Source organism: Sphingomonas sp. GV3 (assembly GCF_031082075.1).
Taxonomy (GTDB): Bacteria; Pseudomonadota; Alphaproteobacteria; order Sphingomonadales; family Sphingomonadaceae; genus Sphingomonas; species Sphingomonas beigongshangi.
The window spans coordinates 2601848-2613144 of the sequence record NZ_JARWLE010000001.1; the positions used below are offsets into that span (position 1 = coordinate 2601848).

At 68.3% G+C, this 11297-nt stretch carries 11 protein-coding genes; 9 read left to right on the top strand and 2 right to left on the bottom strand.

Annotated features, from left to right (window positions below; translation table 11 throughout):
* From RF701_RS12510 to cobT, 5 genes are all read left to right on the top strand, one after another.
* A complete protein-coding gene (locus RF701_RS12510) occupies positions 1-699 on the top strand; it encodes a winged helix-turn-helix transcriptional regulator (RefSeq protein WP_308815134.1) in 699 nt (232 codons plus the stop codon).
* A gap of 120 nt (positions 700-819) precedes the next feature.
* The gene (cobS, locus tag RF701_RS12515) at positions 820-1824 is read left to right on the top strand and encodes a cobaltochelatase subunit CobS (protein WP_203308898.1); all 1005 of its coding nucleotides are present in this window, start codon (positions 820-822) and stop codon (positions 1822-1824) included.
* A 47-nt stretch (positions 1825-1871) separates the two neighbouring features.
* Positions 1872-2153, top strand: coding sequence for a type II toxin-antitoxin system Phd/YefM family antitoxin (locus RF701_RS12520; RefSeq protein WP_210357220.1), 282 nt, complete (start codon positions 1872-1874; stop codon positions 2151-2153).
* Entirely contained in the window at positions 2150-2539 is a 390-nt protein-coding gene (locus RF701_RS12525; RefSeq protein ID WP_308815135.1) for a type II toxin-antitoxin system VapC family toxin, read from the top strand. The genes RF701_RS12520 and RF701_RS12525 overlap by 4 nt, the downstream gene beginning before the upstream one ends.
* Positions 2539-4365 carry a cobaltochelatase subunit CobT gene (cobT, locus tag RF701_RS12530; RefSeq protein ID WP_308815136.1) on the top strand — a complete coding sequence of 609 codons (1827 nt, stop codon included), beginning with the start codon at positions 2539-2541 and terminating at the stop codon, positions 4363-4365. The genes RF701_RS12525 and cobT overlap by 1 nt, the downstream gene beginning before the upstream one ends.
* Positions 4366-4408: 43 nt before the next feature.
* Here cobT and RF701_RS12535 read toward each other — a convergent pair whose 3' ends face one another.
* Together RF701_RS12535 and RF701_RS12540 are read right to left on the bottom strand one after the other, a co-directional pair.
* On the bottom strand, positions 4409-5215 hold the full coding sequence (locus RF701_RS12535; protein ID WP_210357217.1) for a transporter: 807 nt from the start codon (positions 5213-5215) through the stop codon (positions 4409-4411).
* A 102-nt stretch (positions 5216-5317) separates the two neighbouring features.
* Positions 5318-6349 carry an AI-2E family transporter gene (locus RF701_RS12540; RefSeq protein WP_210357840.1) on the bottom strand — a complete coding sequence of 344 codons (1032 nt, stop codon included), beginning with the start codon at positions 6347-6349 and terminating at the stop codon, positions 5318-5320.
* 199 nt (positions 6350-6548) lie between these two features.
* Here RF701_RS12540 and RF701_RS12545 point away from each other — a divergent pair, with 199 nt between their 5' ends.
* From RF701_RS12545 to RF701_RS12560, 4 genes are all read left to right on the top strand, one after another.
* Positions 6549-6806: a ribbon-helix-helix domain-containing protein gene (locus RF701_RS12545; protein ID WP_308815666.1), complete on the top strand. Its 258-nt coding sequence runs from the start codon at positions 6549-6551 to the stop codon at positions 6804-6806.
* Positions 6807-6883: 77 nt separating this feature from the next.
* Positions 6884-9301, top strand: a complete 2418-nt coding sequence (locus RF701_RS12550) for a TonB-dependent receptor domain-containing protein (protein ID WP_308815137.1) — start codon at positions 6884-6886, stop codon at positions 9299-9301.
* A gap of 67 nt (positions 9302-9368) precedes the next feature.
* Positions 9369-10052 (top strand): Fe2+-dependent dioxygenase, encoded by a 684-nt coding sequence (locus RF701_RS12555; RefSeq protein WP_210357215.1) that lies wholly within the window; start codon positions 9369-9371, stop codon positions 10050-10052.
* A 55-nt stretch (positions 10053-10107) separates the two neighbouring features.
* Positions 10108-11220, top strand: a complete 1113-nt coding sequence (locus tag RF701_RS12560) for a PepSY-associated TM helix domain-containing protein (RefSeq protein ID WP_308815138.1) — start codon at positions 10108-10110, stop codon at positions 11218-11220.
* Positions 11221-11297: the final 77 nt, after the last annotated feature.

Genomic DNA, 11297 nt, shown 5'->3' on the forward strand with positions numbered 1-11297 from the left:
ATGAAGTCAGAAAAAGTAACTGGCACGCGGCCGCGCTGGTACGAGGATGCCTGCGGTACCGCGCTGGCGCTGGAATTCCTGGGCGAGCGCTGGTCGCTGCTGATCCTGCGCGAACTGATGTTCGGCCCGCGGCGGTTCGGCGAGCTCCGCGCGCATCTGGCCGGACTGAGCGCCAACGTGCTGACGCAGCGGCTCGGCGGGCTCGAGGCGGCGGGCCTGGTGGTGCGCCGCAAGCTGCCGCCGCCCGCCTCGGTGCAGGTCTACGACCTGACACCCTGGGGCAGGGAGGTCGAGCCGGTCATGCAGGCGATGGGCCGCTGGGCGACGCGGTCGCCGGATCATGATCCGACCCTGCCCTTTTCGCCAGCCTCCGCGATGCTGTCGCTGCGCACGATGCTCGACGCGGACAAGGCGGGGGACCTCGCGATGACGCTGGGCTTTCGCCTGGGCGACGACGCCTTCCGCGCGACGCTGGCGCAGGGCCGGCTGGATATCGTGCGGGCGGAACCGGGCGAGGTCGACGTGCTGGTCGAGACCGATCCGACCACGCTCGCCCTATGGATCTACGTCAAGCGGCCGATCGCCGTGGCGGAGGCGGAAGGGACGATGCGCCTGTCCGGCGACCGCGCCCTGGCGGAACGGTTCGCCGACCTGTTCGCGCTGCCGCCGAAGGTCGTCCCCGTCCAAGCCGCGGATTGATGCCTCGGGTTGACGCCTCGTGTTGACGGGACGACGATAGCTTCCCACTGCAAGGCGATGTGCCTTTCCCCCGTATCGTGCGTTGGGAAGGGCCTTGCCCGAGACGATGCGCCCAGGATCATGACCGACATACCTAATACCCAGCCAGACAGCCGAGAGACGACGATCCTCGACGCCCCCGACAAGATGGCGTCGGTGCGCGACGTGTTCGGCATCGACAGCGACATGCAGGTCCCCGCCTTTTCCGAGGCGGACGAGCGCGTCCCGGACCTCGATCCGGCCTATGTCTTCGACCCCGATACGACGATGGCGGTGCTGGCGGGCTTCGCGCATAACCGGCGCGTGATGGTGCAGGGCTATCACGGCACCGGCAAGTCCAGCCATATCGAGCAGGTCGCGGCGCGGCTCAACTGGCCGTGCATCCGCATCAACCTCGACGCGCACATCAGCCGCATCGACCTGATCGGCCGCGACGCGATCGTGCTGAAGGACGGCCAGCAGGTGACGGAGTTCCGCGAGGGCCTGCTGCCCTGGGCGCTGCAGACGCCGACCGCGCTCGTCTTCGACGAATATGACGCCGGTCGCCCCGACGTGATGTTCGTGATCCAGCGCGTGCTGGAGACGGAGGGCAAGCTGACGCTGCTCGACCAGAACCGCGTGATCCGGCCGAACCCCTGGTTCCGCCTGTTCGCGACCGCCAACACGGTGGGCCTGGGTGATACGAGCGGGCTGTACCACGGCACGCAGCAGATCAACCAGGGCCAGATGGACCGGTGGAACATCGTCGTCACGCTCAACTACCTGCCGGCGGCGACCGAGGCGCAGATCGTGCTCGCCAAGTCGGGCGAATATGACAAGCCGGAGGGCAAGAAGCAGGTGGAGGCGATGGTCCGCGTCGCCGACCTGACGCGCAAGGGCTTCGTCAACGGCGACATTTCGACCGTGATGAGCCCGCGCACCGTTATCACCTGGGCGCAGAACACGCTGATCTTCGGCGACGTCGGCTTCGCCTTCCGCCTATCGTTCCTCAACAAGTGCGACGAGAACGAGCGGCCGCTCGTGGCGGAATATTACCAGCGCGTGTTCGGCAAGGACCTGCCCGAAAGCGTGGTGGGGCGGGCTTGAAGGCGGGAGTGGACTAAGGTAGTTAGTCCATTCGTTCGGAGATGATGATGGCCGAGGCCGATCCGCAGAAGACCTTCAACGTCCACGAGGCGAAGACGCAGTTTTCCAAGCTGGTCGATCGCGCGCATGCGGGCGAGGAGATCATCGTTGCCAAGGCCGGCGTGCCCTATGCCAAGCTGGTCCCGATTGAGCCGGTGGCTAAGCGCAAGCGCGTGCCGGGGGGATGGCCGGAACTGGCGTCGATTTCCTCGTCCGTGTGGTTCGATCCGCTGCCGGATGACGAGTTGGCGCTGTGGGAAGGCAAGCGACTCGAGAAATACGGATTGTGACCCGGCTATTGCTCGACACCCATGCGGCGTTATTCTGGTGGGCCAACTCCTCCGAACTTGGCTTGGCGGCGCGGGACGCGATCGCTGACGACGCAAGCACCATCTTTCTGAGCGCCGCAACGGCTTGGGAGATCGCCACCAAGGTCAGAATCGGCAAGCTGGCATTTACCGGCAATGCCGAACTGCGGATGCCGTCGCTGATGATGCGCGATGGTTTCGAGCCGCTGCCGATCACGCCGCACCATGCGCTTCGTGCCGGTTCGCTGGACGGAAGCCATCGCGATCCGTTCGATCGTCTGATCGCCGCGCAGGCCATGATCGAAGACTTGATTGTCGTGACGCGCGATCCTGAAATCGGCGCCTTTGGTTGCGAGACGCTCTGGTAATGGCTAACGAAACCCCCCTCGACCGGTTCAAGGCGGTGCTCACCGGCACGGCGCGCGCGATCGCGGAGGAGCCGGAGGTCGACCTCGCCTTCACCGCCGACGCGCCGGCGCAGTCGGGCAAGCATATCAAGGTGCCGATGCCGGCGCGCGCGCTGCCGCCCGAGCAGGTGGCGGAGGCGCGCGGCTTCGCCGACGGCTTCGCGCTGCGCCTCAGGCATCATGACCTGGCCCTTCATCAGCGCGGCGCGCCGAGCGAGGCGGTCGCGCGCGCGGTGTTCGACGCGGTCGAGACCGCGCGGATCGAGGCGCTGGGCAGCCGCGGCTATGCCGGCATCGCCGACAATCTGGGCCACGCACTCGACGTGCGCTTGCGCAGCGATCCGATCGCGCGCGCACGGAATCGCGACGAGGTTCCGCTGTCGACCGCGCTCGGGCTGCTGGTGCGCGAGGCGCTGACCGGGCGGGCGGCGCCCGATGCCGCGGAGCCTGGGCTCGCTCTGGTCCGTGACTGGATCGCCGAGCGCACCGATCTCAGCGCGATGGCGCTCGCGCTCGACGACCAGCGCGCCTTTCAGGGCCTGGCGATGAAGATGCTCGAGGATCTCGAGCTGGTCGAGGGCGAGGTGACGCCCGACGAGGCCGACGAGGGCGGCAACGAGGACGAAGGGACCGAGAACGACCAAGACGAGCAGGGGGACGAGGGCGAGGACGAACAGTCCGGCCAGGGCGAGGGCGAGGTCGAGGCGCGGGGCGAACAGCGCGAGGCGGACAGCGACGAGGGCGACGGCGAGGAGTTTGGCGAGGACAGCCCCGCCGACCTCGACGGCGAACCCGGCGACGAGGGCGACGACGGTGCGCAGCCGTCGCGGCCCAATCGTCCGTCCAACGACTTCGCGCCGCAATTCGACTACAAGGCCTGGACGACGCAGTTCGACGAGGTGATCGCTGCCGGCGACCTGTGCGACGCGGAGGAGCTGGCTCGTTTACGCGGCTATCTCGACCAACAGCTGGCGCATCTGCAGTCGGCGGTGTCGAAGCTCGCCAACCGTCTGCAGCGTCGGCTGATGGCGCAGCAGTCGCGCTCCTGGGATTTCGACCAGGAGGAAGGGTTGCTCGACGCGGCGCGGCTGGCGCGCGTCGTCGTCAATCCCATGCAGTCGTTGAGCTACAAGATCGAGCGCGACACCGATTTCCGCGACACGGTGGTGACGCTGCTGATCGACAATTCGGGGTCGATGCGCGGCCGGCCGATCGGCATCGCGGCGATCAGCGCCGACATCTTCGCGCGCACGCTGGAGCGGTGCGGCGTGAAGACCGAGATCCTTGGCTTCACGACGCGCGCATGGAAGGGCGGCCAGGCACGTGAGACGTGGCTCGCCGCGGGGCGGCCGCCGCAGCCGGGGCGGCTCAACGACCTGCGGCACATCGTCTACAAGCAGGCGGACGAGCCGTGGCGCCGGGCGCGCGCCAACCTCGGCCTGATGATGCGCGAGGGGCTGCTCAAGGAGAATATCGACGGCGAGGCGCTGCTCTGGGCGCATGCGCGGCTGATCGCACGGCCGGAGGAACGCCGCATCCTGATGGTGATCAGCGACGGCGCGCCGGTCGACGATTCGACGCTGTCGGTCAATTCGGGCAGCTATCTGGAACGCCACCTGCGCCAGGTCATCGGCTGGATCGAGACGAAGAGCCCGGTCGAACTGATCGCGATCGGCATCGGCCACGACGTGACGCGCTATTATGCGCGCGCGGTGACGATCATGGACGCGGAGCAGCTGGGCGGCACGATCATCGAACAGCTTGCCGCGCTGTTCGATACGGATTGAGGGGGAGGGCGGGCTCCGCTTCCACGCACGCGGGCCCAAAACTCTAGAACAGGATCGCGCCGCCGGTGACGAGGCGCACGTCCGGCGCGGCGCGGTTGAGGCCGGCGACGGCGAGGATGTCGAGCTGCAGCACCTTCGTCGGGCGCCACGCCGCCGATAGCGCGGCCGAGGCCATCGTTTCGTGCCCTGCGGGGTCGTCGTCGCGTTCGAGGGCGAGTTCCGCCGTGGCGGTGACGCTTTCCGTGAACTTGTAGCGCAGGCCGGTGATCTCGCTGTACGCGAGGTGGCGGCCGTCGCCCGACTGGTTGGCGGCGGCGTCCGCCTCGCCGGTCACCGCAACCGCGACCTTTTCCGTCAGGTCGTACTGGAGCGGGATGATCACGCCCGTCGACCAGGTCCCCGCGCCGATCGGATAACGGCCGGTGGGCGCGGTGACGTACAGCTGGACGCCGGCGGAAAAGGGCTTTCCCTTCTCCCCCGCCAGATGCTCGCGGACCGCGAAGGTCAGGTCGCCCGTGCCGGTGACGGTGTCGACCGTCCCCGCGGCCTTGTCGCGCGTCCGGTCGCGGCCATAGCCGACCCATTCGAGCTGAAGCTCGGTATCCTTGCCGACGCCGAGCCGCGCCAGCAGGTCGGCCGTCACGATACGGTCCTCGCGCTGGTCGGGCTGGTCGTCGCGCTGCCAGTCCAGCGTCGAGACCTCGATATGGAGGCGGCCCGGCTCGGTGGTGCAGCTCGAACCGCCGAGGCTCGGCCGCGTCGGGCAGAAACGCGGATCGTCCTGCGCGAAGGCGGGCGTCGCGGCCGCCAGCATTGCCGCCGCCAAGGTCAGACCGAACGCCTTCGTCATCTGCTACCCCCGTTCCGCCAGCCCTGAGCGGCCATGCTTGCGCCGACAGCGTGCGGCTTGGCAAATGCTTTGATCAGAACGCCTTGGCGGGATCGTGCCATGCTATTGCGCCTCCGCCGCGCCCGCGGGTTCGCCGAGCCGCTGTTCGGTGAGCACCGCCCAGCCGGTAAGGAACAACGCGCCGACCAGCGGGCCGATGACGATGCCGCTCAGCCCCAGCGCGTCGATCCCGCCCAGCGTCGTCACGAGCACCAGCCAGTCCGGCAGCCCGGTATCGCGCCCGACCAGGATCGGCCTGAGGATATTGTCGGCGAGTCCGATGACCAGCACGCCCGACAGCACCACGACCACCGCCTGCCAGATCGCGCCGGTGGCGAGCAGGTAGATCGCCACGGGTCCCCAGATGATCGCCGGCCCGACGGCGGGCAGCAGCGCTGCGATCGCCATCAGCACGCCCCAGAGCAATGCTGCGGGCAGGCCGACGATCCAGAAGGTGATCGCGCCCAGCGCGCCCTGCACCAGCGCGACGACGCCCGACCCCTTGATCGTGGCGCGGGTCACCGCGACGAACTTGTCGGCGACGCGCCGGGCGACGGATGGCTCCAGCGGCAGCGCGCGCACCACCGCGGGGCCGATATGCTCGCCGTCGCGGAGCAGGAAGAAGGTGACGTAGAGGCCGACGCCGAAGGCGAGAAGGAACGCCGCCGCATTGGCGCCGAGCGAGAAGGCGCGACGCGCGAGCTGGCTCGCGCTGCTGCCGATCGCCTGCGACAGGCGAGCCTGCGCGCGTTCGAGGCTGCCATAACCCGCGTGATCGAGGGCATCACGCAGCCGTATCGGCAAGGCGTCGTGGACCTGCTGGAAATAGGCGGCGAAATTGATCTGGCCGCTGCGCATCTGCGTATAGACCCCCGCCGCCTGTTCGACGACGAGGCTGGCGAGAACCAGTGCGGGGATGACGACCGCGACGGTGATGATCAGCAGCGTTACCGTCGCGGCGATGTTGCGGCGTGTCGGCCAGCGCCGCAGCAGCCGCTGGAACAAGGGCTGGAACAGCAGGGCCGCGAGCGCCGCCCATAGCAATGCGCCCGCAAATCCCGACACGATCAGGATCAGGCCGGCGGTGATCAGCATCAGGAACAGGATGAGGCCGCCGTTTTCGACGTGCCGGCGTTCGATCGTCACTTGGGGTCCCTTTCGCGCGTCGACCGCGCCCGTATTCGTTGCGGCAGTGTAACGCATGGCTGCGGTGATCGCTCCCGTCGAGGGCCGTCGCGGACGGTTCGTTCGCCGGGGCATGGGCGATGCCGGCCATAGTCGCTACACGGTGCCCATGTCTCTTTCCCCCCCGCCCGGCGGCTTCCAGGGCCCGGTCAAACGGTCGATCACGATCGCAGGCCACCAGACCTCGATCAGCCTGGAGCCCATCTTCTGGCGCGCGCTCGAGCGGGCGGCGGCCAGCCGCACGCTGCCACTGAGCGCGCTCGTCGCGGAGATCGACGTCCTGCGCATCGCCGATCGCGCGCCCGCGAACCTGGCGAGCGCGCTGCGCAGCTGGCTGTTCGCGAACGAAAGCAACCCGAAAATGTGAGAATAAATCGCAATAGCATTGACTCTGCGAATTCGTCGCAATAGCAGCGCGCTCGATCACTGCGATTGGGGGATTTCATGTCGCGCTTCACTGCTTCGTTCCTTGCCCTGTCCTGCGTCGGCTTCATCGCCTCGGCGCCGGCCAGCGCGGCGGACAAGGATCAGGACGGGCGACGCCGCATCGACCGCGACGACATCGTGGTCACCGGCACGGCGGAAAAGGCACCCAACAGCGTCGAAAGTCCGAAGGCGACGGCGTCGATCCTGGATACGCCGCAGACGATCACCGTCATCTCGGACCAGGTGCTGCGCAAGCAGAACCTGCAGACACTTCGCGACGCGCTGCAGACGATCCCCGGCATCACCTTCGGCGCGGGCGAGGGCGGCGGCGGCTATGGCGACAGCATCAATCTGCGCGGCTATTCGGCCAACACCGACATCACGGTCGACGGCATCCGCGACAGCGCGCAATACAGCCGTACCGATCCGTTCAACCTGCAGCAGATCGAAGTCTACAATGGCGCCAATTCCGTGTTCAACGGGTCGGGCAGCGTCGGCGGCACGATCAACCTGGTCAGCAAGGAGCCGCGTCCGGAGGATCTGACGATCGCACAGGCCGCGGTCGGCACCGACAATTACTATCGCGCCGCGCTCGATTCGAACCTGCGCATCCGCGACGGGATCGCGGCGCGACTCGACGCGGTCTACCACCACAACGACGTGCCCGGCCGCGATGTCGAGAAGTACGAGCGCTGGGGCGTCGCGCCCGCGGTTACGATCGGCATCGGCGGCCCGACCAGCCTGACGTTGGCCTATGTCCACCAGGAGGACCGCAACACGCCCCTGTATGGCGTGCCCTATGTCCACAATGCGATCGTCGACGGCCTCGTGCCGGGGACGACCCGCAGTGGCTATTACGGCTACAGCAACCTCGACACGCAGCGGATCACCGTCGACCGGTTCACCGCGACGCTGCGCCACCAGGTCGACGACCATGTGTCGGTGCGCAACCTGACGCGGTGGCAGCGCGTCGGCCAGTATAGCGTTACCAGCGCGCCGCAGGGCACATTCTGCCTCGCGGGCACCGGGTTGCAGCCGATCACGACCAGCCCGACGAGCACGACCGGCCTCGCCTGCACGACGACCGTGGCCGGAAGGCCGCTGACCATCCCCGCCGGCCAGTGGCTGCCCTCCGGCCCGCGCGGTCTGGTCCGCGACCAGGAGAACCAGCTGTTCGCCGACCAGGTCGACATCCGGCTGGACCATGGCATGCGCGGCGGCATCCGCAACGTCGCCGACATCGGCGCGATCGCGATGGTCGAAGATTATCGCATCACCACTGGGTCGCTGCTGCGCAACCCAGACGGGTCGGCGCTCGCGTCGCTGCCATTGCTGTCGATCGCGGCCCCCGACAGCATGTGGCGTGGCGGCACCAACTACGTCACCACGGCGCAGTCGCGATCGACTATGCAGAATGTCGCCGTCTACGCCTTCGACACGCTGGAGCTCGGCCGCTATTTCGAGATCAACGGCGGCGTGCGCTGGGAATATCAGAAGGCGGAATTCCGCAGCCTGCCGATCCCCAATGCCGCCCCCGGCGTGACGCAGCCGCTGCCCGCGCAGCTGGCGCCGCAGGTCAATCGCGAACGGCTGTTCTCGTGGCGTGCGGGCGCGGTGTTCCACCCGGTGAAGGACGTCAGCCTGTATGCGGGCTATGGGATCGCGAAGACGCCGTCCTCGGCGACGGTGCGGCTGGGCTGCGTCAGCGTGTCGAACGCCATCGTCACCGACAGCTGTGCCGTCGCCCCGGAGACGGCGCGCAATTACGAGGTCGGCGTGAAGGCGGGCCTGTTGCACCGTCGGCTGGAGCTGACCGCGGCGCTGTTCCGCAACGAGCGGACCAATTATCGCGTGCCGTCCAATGACCCGGCCCTGCCCACGTTGCAGGTGCTCGACGGACGCAGCCGCGTCGACGGCGTAGCGCTCGGCGTGTCGGGCAACGTCACGCGGGACTGGACGATCTTCGCTAATTACACCTATCTCGACGGCAAGGTGCTGCAGTCGGTGTCCGACCTGTGCCTGGCACGGCCCGGCACGGCGGGGTGCGGCAACAGCGCGGCGGTGCCCGATCCGCAGGCGGGCGCGCCGCTGATCCAGACACCGAAACATGCGGGCAGCCTGTTCACCACCTACAAACTGCCGTTCGGGCTCGAGGTCGGTTATGGGCTGACCTATCAGGGCTCTTTCACCACCTATGCGCCGGTCCTGGCAAACGGCAGCGTGCTGCGCGCGCCCGACTATCTGATCCACCGCGCCTATCTGGCCTATACGTTCGGTGGCGGCCTCACCGCGCAGCTTAACATCCAGAATCTCACCGACGAAAAGTATTTAACCAATGTGCGCAACAATTTGAACGCAAATGGTGTGGTAACGGGCGGCTGGGCGATGCCGGGCGACCGGCGGCAGGCGGTGCTCAGCCTGTTCTACAGTTTCTGATCTCAAGCGAACTCTTGCCCGCGCCTTCGATTTCTCGGAAGGGCGCGGGCAGGAGACCGAGGGACCCATGCTGATCGCCATCCCCGACGTGCTGACCCGTGACGAGATCGTTGCCCTGCGCGCCGTGATCGACGCCGCCGACTGGATTGACGGCAACGCGACCTCGGGCCCGCAGGCGGCGCTCGCCAAGCGCAACGCGCAATTGCCGGAAGACGGTGCCGCCGCGCGCCAGGCCGGTGCCATGGTCCTCGACGCGCTCGGCCGGTCGCCGCTGTTCGTCGCCGCGGCGCTGCCGCGCAAGGTCTTTCCGCCGCTGTTCAACCGCTATGCGGGCGGTCAGGACTTCGGCCTCCACGTCGACAATGCGATCCGGATGAAGCGCGGCACCGATTTCCGCATCCGATCCGATCTCTCGGCGACGCTCTTCCTTGAGGATCCGGACGCCTATGACGGCGGCGAACTGGTGATCGAGGACCAGTTCGGGCCACAGTCGGTCAAGCTGCCCTCTGGCCATATGGTGCTTTATCCTGCGTCGAGCCTGCACCGCGTCACGCCGGTGACGCGGGGCGCACGCGTTGCCTCCTTCTTCTGGATCGAATCCATGGTCCGCGACGATGGCGCACGGCGATTGCTGTTCGAGCTGGACCAGGGCGTGCAGGCCGCTGCGACGACCATGGGGCAGGACGCGCCGGCGGTGCTGCGACTAACCGGTGTCTACCACAATCTGCTCCGCCGCTGGGCGGACAGCTGATGCGATTGACGGGCAATACCGCCCATGCGACCCGGAAGGTGTCCGGGCGGAGACGATGATGAACAGACTGGCGTGGCGCCGTACCTGGTTCCAGGTCCACAAATGGATCGGCCTCGTCCTGGCGATCCTGATCGTGCCTTTGTCCCTGTCCGGCGCCGCGCTGGTGTGGGACGAGCCGCTCGACCGGATCGCCAATCCGGCGCGCTATGCGGTGACCGGCGACACGTTGCTGACCCCATCGGCCTATGTCACGGCGGCGGCGCGCGTGCTCAAGGCGGGCGACCGCATCGCGCAGCTGAGTCTGCCCGACGGCCGAGGCCCCGTGGTCGTCGCGGCGGCGCCTGCCGCGGCGGGGGCGTCGCGTGGGGGACCGCCGGCCCGGACCATGGTCTATCTCGATCCCCCGACGGCGCGCGTGCTGGAGGTGTTGCCGCGCAACGCGGGACTCGTCCGCTTCCTGCACGTGCTGCACGGCAGCCTGCAATTGCCCGGGGTCGGGCGCCAGGTGGTCGGCTGGATCGGCGTCGCCATGATGGTGTCGAGCTTCACCGGCCTGTGGCTGTGGTGGCCGACGGTGGGCAAGTGGGTGCGGGGGCTGCGCTGGCGCCGGCATCGCAACACCGACACCAACCTGCACTATCTGTTCGGGTTCTGGGTGGCGCTGCCGCTGTTCGTGCTGTCGCTGACCGGCGCGTGGATCAGCTTTCCCGCCTTTTTCGGCGCGCTGAGCGGCGAAGCCCGGCCGCGCGGCCCCGATCCGCGCGCCGCGATGCGGGCGCCACCCGTCGCGCGCGCCGCGCTGACGCCGGAGGCGGCGGTCGCCGATGCGGCGGGGGCGGCGCGCGGCGACCTGGCGTCGATCACCTGGCCCACGGAGAAGAGCGCCGACTGGACGCTCGGCTATGCCGGCGGCGTCAGCGTCAAGGTGGCGGACGACAGCGGCGTCGCCGTCGCCACGCCGGCGCGGGCACAGGCCGGCCTCGCGCGGACGATGCGCCGCATCCACGACGGTACCGGCATGGGGCCGGTGTGGCAGACGATCATTTTCCTTGGCGGCCTGCTGCCGGCGGCGCTGGCGGTGACCGGCGTCATCATGTGGTGGCGCGCGCGGGGCTGGAAGGCCGAGCTCGCGGCGAAACAGCGGGGCACGCGCGTGGCGCGCGGCTGAGCGGCATCTCCCTTCCCGTTCTTCAGAGGGTGGGTCGTCGCGTCGTGGGAAGCGCGCTGCTAGCGGAAATGCCCCAC

Bases quoted from the DNA above. Each gene is read 5' to 3' on its own strand.
- RF701_RS12510 (WP_308815134.1), top strand. From the start codon at position 1: ATGAAGTCAGAAAAAGTAACTGGCACGCGGCCGCGCTGGTACGAGGAT.
- cobS (WP_203308898.1), top strand. From the start codon at position 820: ATGACCGACATACCTAATACCCAGCCAGACAGCCGAGAGACGACGATC.
- RF701_RS12520 (WP_210357220.1), top strand. From the start codon at position 1,872: ATGGCCGAGGCCGATCCGCAGAAGACCTTCAACGTCCACGAGGCGAAG.
- cobT (WP_308815136.1), top strand. From the start codon at position 2,539: ATGGCTAACGAAACCCCCCTCGACCGGTTCAAGGCGGTGCTCACCGGC.
- RF701_RS12535 (WP_210357217.1), bottom strand. From the start codon at position 5,215: ATGACGAAGGCGTTCGGTCTGACCTTGGCGGCGGCAATGCTGGCGGCC.
- RF701_RS12540 (WP_210357840.1), bottom strand. From the start codon at position 6,349: ATGCTGATCACCGCCGGCCTGATCCTGATCGTGTCGGGATTTGCGGGC.
- RF701_RS12545 (WP_308815666.1), top strand. From the start codon at position 6,549: ATGTCTCTTTCCCCCCCGCCCGGCGGCTTCCAGGGCCCGGTCAAACGG.
- RF701_RS12550 (WP_308815137.1), top strand. From the start codon at position 6,884: ATGTCGCGCTTCACTGCTTCGTTCCTTGCCCTGTCCTGCGTCGGCTTC.
- RF701_RS12555 (WP_210357215.1), top strand. From the start codon at position 9,369: ATGCTGATCGCCATCCCCGACGTGCTGACCCGTGACGAGATCGTTGCC.
- RF701_RS12560 (WP_308815138.1), top strand. From the start codon at position 10,108: ATGATGAACAGACTGGCGTGGCGCCGTACCTGGTTCCAGGTCCACAAA.